We start from the raw sequence: 16,313 nt of genomic DNA, 5'->3' as shown, positions 1-16,313 counted from the left end.
TGATAACTAGATCTGTACAAATCGTTTCTGATATGTGGTCAGTATTGGTGCCTATTGATTAATTTTTTGATCTTGCTCAGGAAACTATCATCTATCTCTTTTTTTATCTGTTGTGACCGATAAAATATTCATTTAGCAAAAGTATTTTCGTAGGTACTTATGTGCTAGGTCGGAGATTGAATCAACAATGTGAAGTCAGGAAAGTACGCCAAGATACATAGTACAGCTATGACTTTAAAATATTTTTTGTGATGGTTATAAGAGCCGGGGGTCTACAACAGGTTCTGTTATCGGCTTAATACCGAACCTCCTCTAATCACTGTTAGGCATCAAGGGAGACTAGTTTGGAAGATACCTACAAATTTCTGAGCTCCACTGAGTGGTGGGTTTCAGTTGTTATCGCCGGTATCACAATTAATGTGATATCCGCATATATGAAGACATCCCTAGATGGGCGCTTGTCAAAGCTATCGTCTTGGTGGCGATTTAGATCAGAGAAAAATCATAATAAGGAACTCCTCTATCTAGAGATGTTAAAACACGATGAGGGGTTCTTTGAGTTGCATAAGCTTAAAATTATCAACTCTATTCGATGGTCGGTACTATGGCTCTTACTCGGAATGATGGGTTTCCTTTTAGGGTCGCAGTTTTTATTAAGCATTCTTGACCACATCAGCTTCATAGGATTAATGGGTATATCAGCAGTTGCTTTTATCCGTGGTTTTCAGCACATATTTCAAACGAGTAAGTTAATGATACAAGCGCAAAAAGTATTAACACCAGATGATACCTAATAACTCAATATAACGGACGCCTGCTACATTAGCGCTTGTGAGATTGGTGTGAAGTTTACTCATGTAGGATATTTATATCATGGAAGAAAAAAAGTGTTATATGTGTGATAAAAATGCGACATCAATTGAACATGTGCCACCAAAATGCTTATTTCCAACGTTAAAAGATTCGGGGAAAGAACTGCGGAACAATCTGATTACAGTTCCTTCTTGTGATGAACATAATGGACAAAAATCGAGTGATGATGAATTCCTCATGATTAGTTTAGCTGGTATTATTGGAAACAACTCCATTGGTTATCAGCATTACAATGGGAAAATACAGCGAGCCCTAAGAAGGTCATCATACAAACTATTAGATCAAGCATTACTAACAAAAAAAGTCTATCGGATAGAGATAGGAAATAATTTTCTTGATATTTTATGGGGGACACCAGATTACGATAGACTTATAAAGTGCTTCGAACATATAGCAATGGGCATTTATCGCCATCACTTTGACGAAAAATTTCAAGGTAAAGTAAAACCTTACCTAGGTTTTCTTCATACTAATGAACAAAACCCTGCAGCATTTAAAAAATGGATGATTCATAAAGCAGGGAAAGAGCTTGCTCATTGCCAAAAATATGGAAGTAATAGTAGTGTGTTTTATTATCAATATACAGACCCGGATAAATTTGGTCTCTACCTAGTGAAACTATGCTTTTATGAGAATGTTGATGTTTACGTGGCCCATATGCCTGAACAAGCAAAAGTTCCAACTATGTTAGCTATGGAGTTAATGAACATAGGGATAAAAACATTTGTACATGAAGATGGTAAGGTATTTGAATTTAATTAAAGGGCTATAGGGCGCAATGCGCTGCGCTTATTGCACCCTACGTATTTCGTCAATCCGTTGGGGTGAGGTGGCTGAGCGCCATACCTCGTTACCAAGGCAACAAAAGGGGCGATCTGCGCCCCGACTCTTCTAATATTCCCGTTTTATATCGCTGCCTGCTCGTTCGGCGTGACCTGATTGTTTGCTGACTCACAACCAATACTCCAGTTTCTCCCTCATCAGGGCGAGCAGAAAAAGGCCAGGTTCACTCATACCTCGCCGCTTCCCAGGCGTGTATCGCCTGTTTACGGGTCTCGCCCCAGTGATAGCCGCCGAGTTTGCCGTTTTGCTGGATGACTCTGTGGCAGGGGATCATCAAGGCGACGGGGTTGGCCCCCACCGCCAGCCCCACGGCGCGGGCGGCCTTGGGATTGCCGACGGCGCTCGCCACCTGGGCGTAGCTCACCACCTTGGCGGGCGGGATCTGCAGCAGCGCCCGCCAGACGCTGATCTGAAAGTTGGTGCCGCTCACGTGCAAGGAGAGGGGGCGGTCCGGTGTCTTGCTGCCATCGAACATGGTGTGGATGACCTCCTGGGTGCGTGAGGGCGCTTCTCGCAGTTCTGCCTCTGGCCAACGCTGGGCGAGGGAGGTCAGCGGCGCCTGTGGGGCCTGGTCATCGAGAAACGAGAAGTTGCACACCCCCCGCGGGGTCAGGGCGACGAACGCCTGGCCGAAGGGGGTGTCGTGCACCCCGTGATCGATCACCAGCCCGGCCCCGCGCTGCTTGTATTCGCCCGGCGTCACCGCCTCGAGCTGCACGAAGTGATCGTAGAGCCGCGAGCCGCTGCTCAGGCCCAGGGTGTCGGCCACCTCCAGCAGCGGGCGCGACTCCTGCAACAGCGCCTTGGCCCGCTCCAGAGTCAGTACCTGCAAATAGCGTTTGGGCGTTACCCCGGCCCAGCGGCTGAACAGCCGCTGGAAGTGAAAGGGGCTTAGGTGAACGTGCGCCGCTATCTCGTCCAGGGTGGGCTGGCGCGCCACCTGGCTTGCGATAAAACGGATGGCATCGGCGATGCGGGCGTAATCAGACATAGGGCGCTCTCACGATAGGTTTGCAGCCGCAGGATCTTGGGTGCGACAAGGTCATGTGCGACAAATAGATACCCCACCATCGGCCAGCAGGGCAATGCCGGTGGTAAAGCTGGATGCATCGGACGCGAGATAGAGGGCCGAGCGGGCGATCTCCTCCGGTTGGGCCAGCCGTTTGAGGGCGTGGAGTTGTTGCACAAAGGCGAGACTCTCCGGTGTATCGGTAAAGGCCCGCCCCATGGGGGTGTCGGTGCCCCCCGGCAGCAGGGCGTTGACCCGCACCCCTTGTGCCCCATATTCGGCGGCCAGCACCTGGGTCAGACCGATGAGGCCCGCCTTGCTCGCGGCATAGGCCGCCATGCCGGGCAACCCCAGGGTATGGCCGACGAAGGTGGAGGTAAAAATAAGGGAGCCGCCCCCGCGTGCCTGCATGGCGGGGATCTGGTACTTGGCCCCCACAAAGGCGCTGGTGAGGTTGGTATCCAGGGTCTCTTGCCACTGCGCCAGTTCAAGCCCCGGCACGCTGCCCGGTGTCCCCGTGGTGCCGGCGTTGTTGAAGGCGATATCGAGTCCGCCGAAACGGGTCAGCGCAAGATCCACCAGGGCGCGGGCATAGGTTTCGCTTTTCACATCTCCCGCCAGGCTCACCGCCTGGCCCCCGAATTCCCTGATCTCCTCCACCAGCGCATCCAGCTCGGGCTGGCGGCGGGCACCCAGGACGACGCTGGCCCCCTCCCTGGCAAACAGGATGGCGCTGGCGCGACCGATACCGGAGCTGGCGCCGGTGATGATGGCGACCTTGTTGGACAGTAATGACATGGCAGTTCCCTCGCGAGATGTGCATGGCGCCAGGTGGCGACGCTCATGCAGGGTTGGCAGACAAGTGGATGGGTTCACCCCCCTCCTGGTTCAAACCTCCTTTGGTTCAACCCTCCTTTGGTTCAAAGCTTTGGGGGGGTCGAAAGCACTGTTGGTTTGAAAGCACTATGGCTGCGAACCTTCGTCACGACGACCCGGATCTTGCTCACTTGTCACATCGGCGATGGGCCATCACGGCATCAGGAGATATCCGCGTTTTATGAAGGGAGTGGGAAGGGAGCGGGGCTGTGGCGCCGCTTTCCCAGGTGGTGGTGACCTGGGTTTGCAAGGGCAGGGCATGGAAAACAGTGCCACCGGTGTCGGCGGCACTGACGCAAAGCCTGGTGGGATAACGCTCTTTTAGGGGTTATCAGGCCAGGGCGGGGCTGGTTGTGGCGGCGCAGGGCAGGGCGGCCAACTGTGCAAGGTGCTCGCCCAGAGAGACACCGGTGCCGGTGGCGTTGACCGTCTCGAAGTAGTCGTGCCAGCCCGATGCGGCTATTCCCTGGACGAGGGCCTCGATGGCTGCGGCATCCGGCCCGCGCCAGATGGCGAAGAAGGGGTGGGGCGCACCATGGAGGGTGGCAGCATCGGTCTCGCCCAGGGCGATGGGTTCCACCCCGAGGGCGGCGAGGTTGGCCATGCCTGTGCCAATGGCCTCGAAGAACTGCTGACGAGCCGTCTGGCTCAGTGCCAGCCAGGCGGGAGTGGGGGTGTAGAGCTCTGTCAGATAGTGGGTCATAGGGGTTCCTTCGGGAGTTGGCCCTTGCGCAAGGTGCGCAAGGCGCGTTGACAAATCCGGGTTGTCGCGGGACTGGGGCTTTCGCGAGACCAGCGCGCGCAGAGGTCAGTGACCCACTGTGGCCTGTCTTTGCTCGCATCGTTCAGCCAGTTGGCAACGGAGTCCTGCACATAGGGGGCGGGATCGGCCTTGAGGGGCTCGAGCAGCATCAGGGCCTGCTCCGGTGCTTGTCGCAGGGACGCAAGATGGGTACACCAGACGCCGCGGGGCCGGGTCGCTTCGCTGGCAAAGCGTCGCAGCCGCTCGGACGGCTCCACCGTCCAGGGCACCAGGGCGGCAATGGCCGCCTCGAGCTGCGCGGCAATGGTCGTTCGCATTGCGAGCCAGGCCCACTCGCGCACCCCAAAGTGAGGGTCATCGGCGAGGGGGCGAATGAGAGCCAGGCGGTCGCTGAGCGACAGCCCCTCGCTCGCGCCCACCATGAAACAGGCCCAGCCCCGCACGGTATCGGAGGGATGACGGCTGAGCGCCGCAAGATCCCTCGTGCCGTTCTCGGTCAGGAGCAGCCTGGCGGCCAGTGCCATGCGCCGGGTAATGCCCTCCCCGGATGCGGCGTGCATCGACGCAAGCGCCTGGGGCCCGAGCGAAGGCAGGGTGCACTGCATCAGGGCGGCAAAATCCACCGCCAGGCATTCGGTCAGGTTGCTTGCCTCGACCTCTCCCAGGTTGAGCTGGGCGAGGCGTGAGGGGGCGATATCCGTGATGCGGCTGCGTGTCATGGGTGTTCCTCTGTGGTGGCCTCAGTGCAGCCTGCCCGGGATGAGATGACATTGAGCCAGGCCCGCTTGAGCAGGGCGCTCAGGGTTTCCCGCTCTGCCTGATCGAACCCGGCAAACAGGGAGCCTATCCACTGGCTGTGCTCATCGAGCAGGTGCTGCGCCAGGGCCTGGCCCTGCTCTGTCAGGCGCACCGAGATCTTTCGCCTGTCCTGGCTGTCGCTGTGGCGAGCCAGCAGGCCGTCCCGCTGCAACCCGTCGAGCAGGCCGGTGATGGTGGCCCGTGTGACCCCCGCCTTGTCGGCAAGCTCGTGGGGGGCCAGCCCTTGTGGCAGGTCGCGCAGCAAAAACAGCAGCACGAACTTGCCTTCGGAGAGGCGGTGAGGAGCCAGGCGCGCCGCGCACGCCTGATCGATGGCAGCGGCGAGGGTCAACACCTCAAAGCAGACGCGTATGTTTTGGGTGTCCGCGTGTCCGCGGCGCTCTGCATCCTCGAGCAGGGCGAGGTGTTTCTGTTCCAGCGTGATCATGATGGTGAGTCTCGAATGACTTTGTATGGTGCCATACTATATGGCGCCAATCAAATGTTCAACCACCCAAGCGCGCGACCGGGATGGTTCATGGCAACGGAGAGCGGGAGTGTGGCGATGGGGGGCCTTTGCAAGAGCAGGCTTTGCAAGAAAATCGGCCATCTTTGGCCGTCATTCCCTATAATGCCCCTCCTGTGTGGTCTGGGGGGAGTGCCCGCAGTGAGCCACCGCAAGCCCGAATGTTGATAGAGACGATCCCATGCATACCCTGGAACAGCTTCGCGCAGGCGAGCTCTGCGGCGCCCGCCACCTCAAACTTGCTGAAAACCTCGCGGTGTTCCCCCCCGAGATCCTGAGCCTCAAGGAGACCCTGGAGGTGCTGGATCTCACCGGCAACCAGCTGAGCGAGTTGCCTGACGAGCTGGCCGAATGCAAGAAGCTGCGCATCCTCTTCTGCTCCGAGAACAACTTCACCGAACTGCCCGAGGTGCTGGGGCGCTGCCCTGCGCTCACCATGGTGGGCTTCAAGGCCAACCGCATCGCGACCGTCCCGGCCGCCTCCCTGCCCGCCAGATTGCGCTGGCTGATCCTGACCGACAACGAGATAGAGACACTGCCCGGCGAATTGGGGCGCTGCATTGATCTGCAAAAGCTGATGCTCTCGGGCAACCGGCTACATGAGCTTCCCGAGACGCTTGCCGGTTGCCACCGTTTGGAGCTTTTGCGCATCGCCGCCAACCGCCTGCCTGCGTTGCCTGGCTGGCTGCCCTCGATGCCGCGTCTGTCCTGGCTGGCCTTTGCGGGCAACCCTTTCTGTGATGAACAGGCGTGTCTGAACGGCACATCGGAGTTCACTACCGAGATCCCCTGGCAGGCGATCTCACTGGGGGATGTGCTCGGGGAGGGGGCATCCGGCGTCATTTATCGCGCCGAGTGGGCGAGGGCCGAAGGGCCCGGGGCGGTGGCGGTCAAGCTCTTCAAGGGGGCCGTCACCAGCGATGGCTTGCCCCTGAGCGAGATGACTGCGTCCCTGGCCGCCGGTCGTCATCCAAACCTGGTCGGTGTGATGGGGAGAGTGAGCGATCATCCCTCCGGCATCCCGGCACTGGTGATGCCCCTGATAGACCCCGCCTTCTCCACCCTGGCGGGCCCCCCGAGCCTGGACTCCTGCACCCGGGATGTCTATGGGGCGGATCTGAACTTCACCCCGGCCCAGGTGATGGCCATGGTGCAGGGGGTGGCTGCGGCCGCCCGGCACCTGCACGAGCGGGGCATCCTCCACGGCGATCTCTACGCACACAACCTGCTGTACTCCTTGCAGCCCGCGATGCCTCACTCGTCGCAGGAGGCGCCGGGCCGGGTGCTGCTCGGGGACTTTGGTGCCGCCTCCTGTTACGACCGCGCCGATGAGGTGCTGGCCGGGCGGCTGGAGCGCCTGGAAGTGCGGGCCTTTGGCTGCCTGCTGGCCGAGCTGCTGGCGCGCTGTGATGGGGGGGACGCCGACCTTGACCCCCTTCATCGACTGGCCAGGGAGTGCGGCTTTGAGGTGCCTTCCCGGCGACCCACCTTCGCGCAGATCCTGACCCGGCTGGCTGCGATGGCGACAAGCCTGCCTGGGGTCGTGGCCTGAGGCCTGCCCATCGTGGGCCTTCTCTTGCACAAGGGCGGGATCATGGGGCTTGCGCCACTTCGGTGAAGTTGTGATAGTGATGCACCATTGCAGATGACGAGAGGAAGATGATGGAAGCGGCATTTTGGCACCAGAAGTGGAAAGAGAACCGGATTGGCTTTCATCAGGCAGATTTCAACCGCTGGCTGCAATCCTGGTGGTCGGCCCAGCAAGGGAGCGACCCCGTGCTGGTGCCCCTTTGCGGCAAGTCCCGGGACATGCTCTGGCTGCGTGAGCAGGGGCATCCGGTGGATGGCTTCGAGCTCTCCGAGCTCGCCATTACCCAGTTTTTTGACGAGAACAACCTGAGTGCAGAGAGAAGCGAGGTGGGTCCCTATCAGTGCCACCGGCACGCCGATCTGCGCATCTATCAGGGGGACTTCTTCGCCGCTCCGGAGCTTGGTCAGCGTTATCGCCTGGTCTATGACAGGGCGGCCCTTATCGCCTTGCCGGGCGCCATGCGCCGCCAGTATGCCGCCCTGATGAGCCGCCTGGTGGAGGCGGGAGGGCAGGTGTTGCTGGTGACCCTCGAGTATCAGCCCGAGCAGCAGCTACAGCCGCCGTTCTCGGTGGGGGAGATGGAGGTGCGCACCCTGTTTGAGCGCGACTTTGGTGTCGAGGTGCTGGGCCGGGGGGCTGAGCTGGATCACCCCAGGGTGCTCTCGGGGCAGCTCTCCTATTTCGACGAGGTAGCTTACCGGCTGATCCGCCGGGGTTGAGAGGGCGCGAGGCCGCTGCCAAGGATGGAAGTGGCGCTTGTTTTACCTCCTTTGACATAGATCAACGTGGAAAATCAGGGAAATGCCTAAGATGAGGCTGTTTCTCAATCACTGCTGGTGCCGACCGATGAGCTCTGGTTTGAACGCCGGTCGAACATCAACCCAGTGTCTGATTTTCACGCTCATGTTCACTTTTGGCGGCTCTGGTCGCAATTGATTATGGTTTTTCCAGCCGACCCCACAGGGTCGGCTTTTTATTGTCTGCGCGTTGCCAACAGGGGAGGTCAGCCTTCAAAGGTGGCGGCGTTGAGCCGAAATGCCCTGGGATCGTCGACAAACTGGCCGGTGATTCGCTCGTCGTGCTCGTGGCCCAGGCCATAGCTGCAGAGGATGAGGCGATCCGAGGTACGGGATCTCAGCTGGGTGATGAAGCGCACCAGATCGGCACGGCTGAGCCTGCCCACCTCCTCGCGTACCCGTTCGCGCTGATCAAAACCCAGATCCTTGTTGCCGATGCTGACCCAGAGCCGCTGGCCGCGGCTGCGCAGGTTGGCATCCCGCTCGCTGAGCTGGGCCTGCAACCCCGCCTTGCTCTCCTGCCACTGCTGCTCGGTGAACTCCAGCATGGCCAGCGGGAAGAGATCGATGAACTCCTCCACCGCGTCTAGCAGGATCTGCGGCCCCGCCACCGGCGACTGGATATAGAAGATGAGACCGGGATGGCGGTTGAGGGGCAGGTTGCCGGCTCCCACCACGTAACCGAGCTGCTGGCGGGTGCGCAGCTCGTGGAAGAAGGTGGATGACATGATGTGGTTGGCCAGGGTGAAGCAGGCGAGATCCCGCGCTCGGGTGGTGCGCGACTGGTAGTAGACCAGCAGCGCCGAGTCCTCGTGATCGCACCCCTGCTCGCGAATGAGGGTGCCTCTGTCCTGGATGGAGATGAGGGGGCGGCGGGTCTCGGCGCTGGGCTGGCTGTTGGCACCGAGGTGGCGCTCCAGCAGGGCCGCGAGTTCGAGGGCCTCGGCGGCCGTCCAGTCTCCGTGTACCAGGGCCTCCAGATGCACCCTGGCAAAGAGCTCGGAGACGAAGCCGGGCATCTCCCCGAGTTCGACGGTGCGCAGGTGGCGCAACAGCTGCTCGAAGGGCGGGTTGTTGGGTTGCAGCAAACTGGTGAGCTGGTTGAACAACTGGGAGATGGGGCGGGTCTTGGACTGGTTCTCCCAGTTGCGGATAAGCTGCTCCTTGATCTCGCTAAAGCGGGCCGGATCCGGATACCCCAGGGTGCGGTTGCCGAGGATCATGTCGAGCAGCAGCGGTTGCTTGTCGGCAAAACCGCTGAGGTTGATGGTAAAGCCCCCCTGATGGGCATAAATCTGGTAGCCAAGGCCCGCGAGCTCCGCCGGGTAGGTGAGGGCGTTGAGGTGATCCGTGAGCAGTTCCACGGCCAGACGCGCCATGGCGATGTGACGCGGGCTCTTGACCGCATGTTCGCTGTCGACAGAGATGTAAAGGCTGCCCTTGGGCACGCTGAACTGATGCTCGTGCAGGTGCCAGAGCCGGAAACCGGGCCTGTCGATGAGGCAGGACGGCATGTCGGCGGGCAGCGCCGGCAGACGGGCGTCGAGGCGGGTGCTGATGAAGGGGTTGGGCGCCGGCAGGTGCAGGGCGGGATCCGGTTCACTCTGCTGCCAGCGGATCTTCTCGGCCTCGCTGATGCTCTGGACGCTGTAGGGGGTCTGGTACCAGCGGGCGAGGCGATCCGTGCTCACTTCCGGGGCCTGGATGGTCACTCGCAGATTGTGGGGGGTCAGCTTGGCGAGGAAGCGCCGGATCAGCGGCTCATCGAACTCGCGCATCATGTAGTCGCCATAGAGCAGATCGTCCGGCCCATAGCTGAACAGGTTGAGCACGAGGCCGGAGACGGTGTCGAGGGCCCGTCCCCGCTCCTGGAAGCGGAAGGCGGATTCCAGCACGCTGCGCTTCTCCTCATAGCGCCAGGCCTGCACCCCACCCCGCTCGATGAGCTTCAGATAGCCAAACAGGGCGGCGATGATCTCGTCCACATGCTCAAGCCCAAGGGGGGTGAGGCCAAAGCTCACGCCAAAGTCCTTGAAGTTGGCGCCGCTGATGCCGCCGCCGGCGGCGAGCTGATTGACCCAGCCCCGCCCCTTGAGCAGGGAGAGCAGGCTGCCTTCCCCCTCATAGCCGATGAGGTGGCTCAGGAAGGTGAGGGGTTTTTTGTCGTAATACTCATCCACGCACGGCAGCGGGAAGGTCAGCGCCAGCTTGCGGGTCTCCTTGACCGGGGTCAGCTGGATGCGAATGCCGAGATCATCGAGCCGATAGAGAGGATGGCTCAGTACCGGAGGGCCGAGGCGGCGATCCGGAATGGCACCAAAGAAGCGATCACACCAGGCCAGCTGGGTCTCGATGGGTGCCGGTGAAAGCATGACCAGCGCCATGCGATCCGCACTGTAGTGGGTTTCGTAGAACGCAATGAGGTCCGAGCGCAGATCCCGGCCGGGGAGATCCGCCAGGGTGTCGAGGTTGCCCACCGAGAATTTGGAGAAGGGGTGGTCCGGATTGACCGTCTCCTTGTGCACCTGGTAGCTGCGGCGCACGTCGTCCTGCAGCTTGAGGCGGTACTCGGAGTCCACCGCGTTGCGCTCCTTGTCGACCCACTCCGGTGCAAAGGTGGGGCAGATGAAGAACTGGGAGAACCGGTCGAGCCCCGCCTCGAAGAAGCCGTTGTCGATGTCGAAGAAGAAGTTGGTGAACTCGGTACCGGTCCAGGCGTTGTTGCTGCCACCGTGGCGGCTCATGAATTGCTGGTATTCACCGGGTTTGGGGTAGGTGCGGGTACCGAGAAACAGCATATGCTCGAGGAAATGGGCCATGCCCTGGCGATCCGCAGGATCGTCGAAGTGGCCAGTATTCACCGCCAGGGAGGCGGCGGATTTGTCGGTCTCGGGATCACAGATCAGCAAGACCCTGAGCCGGTTTGCCAGCTCCAGATAGTGATACCGCCGATGGTCATTGGGACTGGCATATGGGCTCATTGGGGAGGGGCTCGCGGTGAATTTATTTGAATTTAAACATGATTATCGACCCCGCTATCTTGCGAGGCAAACCCTTTTCTGAGAGGTGGCGCAATTGTTTCCCCCGGCATGGCGGGGTAAGATTCCCCCGCTATTTAAACAGGCCCCCTGGGCGAGGTTGTAATGAAAATCTACATCATGCGTCATGGCCAGGCTGGCATGAACGCAAAGACTGATGAACAGCGTCCACTGACCGAGCAAGGCATCGAAGAGTCCATCCACATGGCGGGCTGGCTGGCTCCCCAATTGGCAGGCTCCCTGAACCTGGTGATCCACAGCAACTACCTGCGTGCCAGACAGACCTGGCAGGCCATCGCCCCCGTGTTGCCCAAGGCCCTCAAGGTCGAGGAGAGCGGCGACATCACCCCCTACGGGGATCCGGCTTTCGTGGCGAGCTACCTCACGGAGCTGGCGGCGGAGCATGACAACATCCTGATGGTCAGTCACCTGCCGCTGGTGGGGTATCTGGTCCAGAGTCTCTGCCCGGCGGCAGGGGCCCCCATGTTCGCGACGTCCGGGCTGGCCTGCATCGAATGGCAAGATGGCAAAGGAGTCTTGCTCTGGCTGGAAGGACCGCATACAATACGGTAAAAGTTAATAATAAGTTACAGTTTGGTTTTTTGGGGAAGAGAGAGTCGATTTTTCCGGTTTTTTATATAAATTTAACGGAATTATTTCGCATAAGCTGCTGTCATACGGATACAACTTCAAGAGGTTGCAAACGATGAGAGTGTTCAAGAAGTACCTGCCACTGATGGTGGCAAAACATGTCAAAACCTTCTTCAAGGGGCGGATTTACATCCACGGCAGGGGGCGCTTCGATTTCCAGTCGGGCTTGCTGATGATGCCATTGCAAGCCGACATTCCCCATCGCCAGACGGTGCTCGAGGTCAATGAACTGATTTCAAGGCTCCACATGGATGCCGCCTGAGGCGCCTCAGGCTGACCCTGGTCCCCCTCATGCCCGCCCCTGTGCGGGCATGATTGTTGATGGCGCCTGGGCGCGGTGCCAACCGTTCGCGTCATGGCGCTTCTTCCTGCGTTGGCAGGCTTGCTTATCCTGATTGCCTCTCTATACTCGCGCGCAATACCCGCCTTTTTATTCTGGATATCGCAATGCCCCTTGCCTTCCTGTTTCCCTTCTCCTGCATGGCCATCTGGGCCGGCAATGGCATCGTCAGCAAGCTGGCGGTCGGGGTGTTGTCTCCTGCAGCGCTCGCCTGGTCGCGCTGGATGGTGGCGGCCCTGGTGCTGACCCCGTTTCTGGCTCACCGGGCCTGGCGCGAGCGCCGCAAGCTGCGGGCCGGTTTCTCGAAGCTGGCGGTGCTGGCCCTGCTCGGCATGGTCTTGAACCAGACCTTTGGCTATTACGCGGCCCAGACCCTGGGGGCCACCGAGATTGGCCTGATGATGGGACTGACCCCCTTGATGACGGTACTGCTCAGCATCTGGTTGCTGCGCGAGCGGCCCACCTGGGGGGCGCTGCTGGGAGGCGCCATCTCCATTCTGGGGCTGGCGATTTTGTTGGGGCAGGGGGATCCGGTCCGGCTGCTGACCCAGGGCATCCATATCGGTTCCGTTTACATGCTGCTCTCGGCGGCCACCTATGCGCTCTACAGCGTGCTGCTCAAGCGCTGGGATCTGGGGCTGGACAACTGGTCCATGCTCTACGGCCAGGTGCTGTGCAGCCTTCTGTTCCTCACCCCCTTCTATCTGCTGGTGGACGGGCACTGGCCCGATGGCAGTGCCCTCTGGCTCATCCTCTATGCGGGGATCCCGACCTCGGCCCTCTCGCCCTGGCTCTGGATGCAGGGCATTGCCCTGCTCGGGGCGAGCCGTACCGCCATCTTCATGAACCTGTTGCCGGTCATGACGGCCGCCCTTGCCATCAGCTGGCTCGGGGAGCGGCTCACCAGCTATCACCTCATCGGTGGCGGCATGACCCTGATGGGGGTGTTGCTGGCGCAGTTGCTGGTGAGGCCCGTGACGGTGCGAAGACGCGCCCGGCTCGCGGTGGCGGGCTGTCAGGAGAAGTAGGATAAAAAAAGACCGCCCTCGAGGCGGTCTTTTTGGTTCGGTGCCCAGCGTCACTGCGCCGTCAGATAGAGATCCTTGGCATAGACCAGGTCTTGCGGGTTCTGGTAGGGGTAGCCCTTGACGTTGGGTTTGAGCAGCCGAGATTTCACGTAGAAGTAGACAGGGGCAATGGGGGCCTCCTCGTCGATCAGCACCTCGGCCTGCTGATAGAGGCGGTTGCGCTCGGCGGGGTCCTTGGCGTCATGGGCCTTGGCCAGGAGGGCGTCGTACTCCTTGTTGAACCACTTGCCGCTGTTGGCGCTGCTGCTGGAGGTCATGATGTCGAGGAAGGTGGAGGCATCGTTGTAGTCTCCGTTCCAGGAGTAGCGGCTCACCCCGAAGTCACCCTCGTTCAGGGCCGACACCATGGTCTTCCACTCCATGTTGTTGAGCTCCGCCTTGACCCCCAGGTTGTGCTTCCACATGGAGGAGATGGCGAGTGCTATCTTCTTGTGCCCCTCGTTGGTGTTGTAGAGGATGTCCACCGTCAGCGGCTTGTCCGGGCCGTAACCCGCCTCGCCAAGCAGCGCCTTGGCCTGCTTGATGCGCTCTTCCTTGCTCATCAGCTCGCTGGCGGGGCGTTTGAGCTCGAAGCCGTCCACGCTCGGCGGGGTCAGGCTGAAGGCGGAGAGCTGCCCCTGTCCCAGGATCTTCTCCGTGATGGTGTCCCGGTCGATGGCAAGAGAGAGTGCCTTGCGTACCCTGACGTCGTCAAAGGGTTTGCGCTGGGTGTTGAACACGTAGTAGTAGGTGGCGAGCATGGGGGCGCTCACCAGCTCCTCCGGGCTCTGGCGCTTGATCTGCTGATACTGCTCCAGGGGATAGGTGGTGTAGTGCAGCTCGCTCGCACGATAGCGGTTGTAGGCCGCGGTATCGGAGACGATCTCCAGATAGATCACCTTGTTCAGCACGGTGTGCTCGTTGTCCCAGTAGTGGGGATTGCGCTCGGCGATGAGGCGCTCGTTCGGGGTCCACTCCTTGAGGGCGAAGGCGCCGTTGGAGACGATGTTGGCCGGTTTGACCCACTCATGACCGAACTTCTCGATGGTGGCCTTGGGCGCCGGGAAGGTGGTGTAGTGGGAGAGGGTCTTGAGGAAGAAGGGGACCGGGTTTTTCAGGGTGATCTGCAGGGTGTAGTCATCGAGCGCCTTGATCCCCAGGGCATCCGGGCTCTGCTTGCCCTGCACCACGTCGCTGGCATTGGCGACGCCGGTCAGCTCGATGAACCAGGCGTAGTTGGAGGCGTTCTTGGGATCCGCCGCCCGCTGCCAGCCATAGACGTAGTCCGCCGCCGTCACCGGCTCGCCGTTGGACCATTTGGCATCGGGTCTGAGCTTGAAGGTGTAGACGGTGCCCGTGGCATCGAGCTCGTAGCCAAGGGCGCCCGCCGCCTGCAGCTTGCCGTTGCCATCCAGGGTATAGAGCCCCTCGAACAGATCGTTGACGACGTCGCTGCCCGCGCTCTCTTCCACCATCTGGGGATCGATGGAGGCAGGCTCGGTGCCGATGTTGCGCACGAACACTTGCTGGGCGGCTGGCAGAAGCTGGGTGCCTTCAGGCACCTGGGCGGCGAGGACGGGGAGGGTGAGCAGAGCGGCAACCGCCCCGGCGATAAGCGACTTTTTCATTGAATATCCTTATGTTTTTTTGCTTCCAAAGCGCAGCCAGTGTGCGGGATTGGGGGGGAGATCTCAAGAGGGGCGCCTCTGGCACAACATTGCCGGGCGCCAGGGGGAGCAGGGCGGGCAGCCGCGTCGGCCCGGATGCATTCTTGTCACGAATTAACCCCCCAAAAGATGCCGGATGGCACCCTTGTTTCACGGCGAAAGCCCGTGGTGGCGCGGCTTTCTGGCGATTTAAAGAACGGCTTAATTCGCTGCAAAAACAAAAAACAGGCGTTACATTGGGTTACAAAACAACGCTGCCGGGGATCGGCACTTTTTTTGCCGATACTTGCAAACGTTTTCAACGGCCAACGGAAACGATCTTAAAGGAACAAGAATGCGAAACATGATCACCATGGGCGAGTTCATCGTCAAAAAGCAGGCGGACTACCCGACCGCGACTGGCGAGCTGACCTCCTTGCTCAGCTCCATCCGCCTGGCAGCCAAGGTGGTGAACCGGGAGATCAACAAGGCGGGTCTGGCGGACATCATCGGTTCCATCGGCGCCGAAAACGTGCAGGGCGAGGTGCAGCAGAAGCTGGACGTCTATGCCAACGAGCGCTTCAAGGCGGCGCTGGAGGCCCGTGGCGAGGTGTGCGGCATGGCCTCTGAGGAGGAGGAGGACTTCGTCTCCTTCGATTCCGAGCTCTCCCGTCACTCCAAGTACGTGGTGCTGATAGACCCCCTCGACGGCTCCTCCAACATCGACGTCAACGTCTCGGTCGGGACCATCTTCTCCATCTACCGCCGGGTCAGCAAACCGGGCGCCGGGGTCACTCTGGAGGACTTCCTGCAGCCGGGTCACCGTCAGGTCGCGGCGGGCTACGTGGTCTACGGCTCCTCCACCATGCTGGTCTACACCACCGGCTTTGGGGTCAACGGCTTCACCTATGACCCCTCCATCGGCTGCTTCTGTCTCTCCCACGAGAACATCCGCATTCCGGAGGAGGGCAAGATCTACTCCATCAACGAGGGCAACTACATCAAGTTCCCGGACGGGGTGAAGAAGTACCTGAAATACTGCCAGGAGCGTGACGAGGCGACTCACAGGCCCTATACCTCCCGCTACATCGGCTCCCTGGTGTCGGATTTCCACCGCAACCTGCTCAAGGGGGGCATCTACATCTATCCGTCCGGCACCAACTCCCCGAACGGCAAGCTGCGCCTGCTCTATGAGTGCAACCCCATGGCCTTCCTGGTGGAGCAGGCCGGTGGCAAGGCGTCCGATGGTTTTGGCCGCATCATGGACATCCAGCCTACCGCCCTGCACCAGCGCACCCCCTACTTCGTCGGGTCCACCAGGATGGTGGAGCGGGCCGAGGCCTTCATGCGGGAGTTCTCCGCCCACGAGGATCCGGCCAACCAGGGCTGAGCCCGGGCCAGCGTCCTTTCGTCACGGGAGCCGTCAAGGCTCCCGTTTTTATTGGCGTGCAGGCGGGTTGAGCCAGGTTGATATGCTGACGGACTGACGGACTGA

The 16,313-nt window shown here is 60.1% G+C and carries 16 protein-coding genes; 9 read left to right on the top strand and 7 right to left on the bottom strand.

From position 1 onward, the window contains the following. The first annotated feature begins 344 nt into the window (after nucleotides 1-344). On the top strand, nucleotides 345-794 hold the full coding sequence (locus BN1120_RS21310; RefSeq protein WP_145983753.1) for a hypothetical protein: 450 nt from the start codon (nucleotides 345-347) through the stop codon (nucleotides 792-794). 79 nt (nucleotides 795-873) lie between these two features. After that, the gene (locus tag BN1120_RS20760) at nucleotides 874-1,635 is read left to right on the top strand and encodes a hypothetical protein (RefSeq protein WP_080767993.1); all 762 of its coding nucleotides are present in this window, start codon (nucleotides 874-876) and stop codon (nucleotides 1,633-1,635) included. A 244-nt stretch (nucleotides 1,636-1,879) separates the two neighbouring features. Here BN1120_RS20760 and BN1120_RS10880 read toward each other — a convergent pair whose 3' ends face one another. From BN1120_RS10880 to BN1120_RS10860, 5 genes are all read right to left on the bottom strand, one after another. Continuing rightward, entirely contained in the window at nucleotides 1,880-2,707 is an 828-nt protein-coding gene (locus tag BN1120_RS10880; RefSeq protein WP_042016104.1) for a bifunctional transcriptional activator/DNA repair enzyme AdaA, read from the bottom strand. A 51-nt stretch (nucleotides 2,708-2,758) separates the two neighbouring features. After that, the gene (locus BN1120_RS10875; protein ID WP_042016102.1) at nucleotides 2,759-3,523 is read right to left on the bottom strand and encodes an SDR family oxidoreductase; all 765 of its coding nucleotides are present in this window, start codon (nucleotides 3,521-3,523) and stop codon (nucleotides 2,759-2,761) included. A gap of 409 nt (nucleotides 3,524-3,932) precedes the next feature. Further along, the gene (locus BN1120_RS10870) at nucleotides 3,933-4,304 is read right to left on the bottom strand and encodes a DUF6616 family protein (protein WP_042016101.1); all 372 of its coding nucleotides are present in this window, start codon (nucleotides 4,302-4,304) and stop codon (nucleotides 3,933-3,935) included. Then, a complete protein-coding gene (locus tag BN1120_RS10865; RefSeq protein ID WP_042016100.1) occupies nucleotides 4,301-5,083 on the bottom strand; it encodes a HEAT repeat domain-containing protein in 783 nt (260 codons plus the stop codon). The genes BN1120_RS10870 and BN1120_RS10865 overlap by 4 nt, the downstream gene beginning before the upstream one ends. Then, entirely contained in the window at nucleotides 5,080-5,610 is a 531-nt protein-coding gene (locus BN1120_RS10860) for a MarR family winged helix-turn-helix transcriptional regulator (RefSeq protein ID WP_042016099.1), read from the bottom strand. Before BN1120_RS10860 ends, BN1120_RS10865 begins: the two co-directional genes overlap by 4 nt. 259 nt (nucleotides 5,611-5,869) lie before the next feature. Between BN1120_RS10860 and BN1120_RS10855 the strand changes: the two genes are divergently transcribed. Next, the gene (locus tag BN1120_RS10855; protein WP_042016097.1) at nucleotides 5,870-7,240 is read left to right on the top strand and encodes a leucine-rich repeat-containing protein kinase family protein; all 1,371 of its coding nucleotides are present in this window, start codon (nucleotides 5,870-5,872) and stop codon (nucleotides 7,238-7,240) included. 110 nt (nucleotides 7,241-7,350) lie between these two features. Continuing rightward, nucleotides 7,351-7,998, top strand: coding sequence for a thiopurine S-methyltransferase (locus BN1120_RS10850; protein ID WP_042016094.1), 648 nt, complete (start codon nucleotides 7,351-7,353; stop codon nucleotides 7,996-7,998). Between the two features lie 284 nt (nucleotides 7,999-8,282). Here BN1120_RS10850 and BN1120_RS10845 read toward each other — a convergent pair whose 3' ends face one another. Then, nucleotides 8,283-11,057, bottom strand: a complete 2,775-nt coding sequence (locus tag BN1120_RS10845; RefSeq protein WP_042016091.1) for an insulinase family protein — start codon at nucleotides 11,055-11,057, stop codon at nucleotides 8,283-8,285. Between the two features lie 162 nt (nucleotides 11,058-11,219). Here BN1120_RS10845 and sixA point away from each other — a divergent pair, with 162 nt between their 5' ends. From sixA to BN1120_RS10830, 3 genes are all read left to right on the top strand, one after another. Next, entirely contained in the window at nucleotides 11,220-11,687 is a 468-nt protein-coding gene (sixA, locus tag BN1120_RS10840; RefSeq protein ID WP_010674560.1) for a phosphohistidine phosphatase SixA, read from the top strand. A 133-nt stretch (nucleotides 11,688-11,820) separates the two neighbouring features. Then, on the top strand, nucleotides 11,821-12,027 hold the full coding sequence (locus BN1120_RS10835) for a DUF1107 domain-containing protein (protein WP_005324080.1): 207 nt from the start codon (nucleotides 11,821-11,823) through the stop codon (nucleotides 12,025-12,027). Nucleotides 12,028-12,212: 185 nt separating this feature from the next. Then, nucleotides 12,213-13,133 (top strand): DMT family transporter, encoded by a 921-nt coding sequence (locus BN1120_RS10830; RefSeq protein WP_042016089.1) that lies wholly within the window; start codon nucleotides 12,213-12,215, stop codon nucleotides 13,131-13,133. Between the two features lie 50 nt (nucleotides 13,134-13,183). On the opposite strand, the gene BN1120_RS10825 is transcribed toward BN1120_RS10830, so the two are convergent. After that, nucleotides 13,184-14,800, bottom strand: coding sequence for a peptide ABC transporter substrate-binding protein (locus tag BN1120_RS10825; protein ID WP_010674562.1), 1,617 nt, complete (start codon nucleotides 14,798-14,800; stop codon nucleotides 13,184-13,186). A gap of 143 nt (nucleotides 14,801-14,943) precedes the next feature. On the opposite strand from BN1120_RS10825, the gene BN1120_RS21305 reads away from it, so the two are divergent. After that, complete coding sequence (locus tag BN1120_RS21305) at nucleotides 14,944-15,186, top strand: hypothetical protein (RefSeq protein ID WP_139739434.1); 243 nt, start codon at nucleotides 14,944-14,946, stop codon at nucleotides 15,184-15,186. Next, on the top strand, nucleotides 15,174-16,208 hold the full coding sequence (fbp, locus tag BN1120_RS10820) for a class 1 fructose-bisphosphatase (protein ID WP_029314452.1): 1,035 nt from the start codon (nucleotides 15,174-15,176) through the stop codon (nucleotides 16,206-16,208). The genes BN1120_RS21305 and fbp overlap by 13 nt, the downstream gene beginning before the upstream one ends. Nucleotides 16,209-16,313: the final 105 nt, after the last annotated feature.

The sequence above is a fragment of the Aeromonas caviae genome (genome assembly GCF_000819785.1).
Taxonomy (GTDB): domain Bacteria; phylum Pseudomonadota; class Gammaproteobacteria; order Enterobacterales; family Aeromonadaceae; genus Aeromonas; species Aeromonas caviae.
This window is presented reverse-complemented; position numbering and strand designations above follow the sequence as displayed.

Bases quoted from the DNA above. Each gene is read 5' to 3' on its own strand.
- BN1120_RS10865 (WP_042016100.1), bottom strand. From the start codon at position 5,083: ATGACACGCAGCCGCATCACGGATATCGCCCCCTCACGCCTCGCCCAG.
- BN1120_RS10855 (WP_042016097.1), top strand. From the start codon at position 5,870: ATGCATACCCTGGAACAGCTTCGCGCAGGCGAGCTCTGCGGCGCCCGC.
- BN1120_RS10875 (WP_042016102.1), bottom strand. From the start codon at position 3,523: ATGTCATTACTGTCCAACAAGGTCGCCATCATCACCGGCGCCAGCTCC.
- BN1120_RS20760 (WP_080767993.1), top strand. From the start codon at position 874: ATGGAAGAAAAAAAGTGTTATATGTGTGATAAAAATGCGACATCAATT.
- BN1120_RS10830 (WP_042016089.1), top strand. From the start codon at position 12,213: ATGCCCCTTGCCTTCCTGTTTCCCTTCTCCTGCATGGCCATCTGGGCC.
- sixA (WP_010674560.1), top strand. From the start codon at position 11,220: ATGAAAATCTACATCATGCGTCATGGCCAGGCTGGCATGAACGCAAAG.
- BN1120_RS10870 (WP_042016101.1), bottom strand. From the start codon at position 4,304: ATGACCCACTATCTGACAGAGCTCTACACCCCCACTCCCGCCTGGCTG.
- BN1120_RS10860 (WP_042016099.1), bottom strand. From the start codon at position 5,610: ATGATCACGCTGGAACAGAAACACCTCGCCCTGCTCGAGGATGCAGAG.
- BN1120_RS10845 (WP_042016091.1), bottom strand. From the start codon at position 11,057: ATGAGCCCATATGCCAGTCCCAATGACCATCGGCGGTATCACTATCTG.
- BN1120_RS10880 (WP_042016104.1), bottom strand. From the start codon at position 2,707: ATGTCTGATTACGCCCGCATCGCCGATGCCATCCGTTTTATCGCAAGC.
- BN1120_RS10835 (WP_005324080.1), top strand. From the start codon at position 11,821: ATGAGAGTGTTCAAGAAGTACCTGCCACTGATGGTGGCAAAACATGTC.
- BN1120_RS10825 (WP_010674562.1), bottom strand. From the start codon at position 14,800: ATGAAAAAGTCGCTTATCGCCGGGGCGGTTGCCGCTCTGCTCACCCTC.
- fbp (WP_029314452.1), top strand. From the start codon at position 15,174: ATGCGAAACATGATCACCATGGGCGAGTTCATCGTCAAAAAGCAGGCG.
- BN1120_RS10850 (WP_042016094.1), top strand. From the start codon at position 7,351: ATGGAAGCGGCATTTTGGCACCAGAAGTGGAAAGAGAACCGGATTGGC.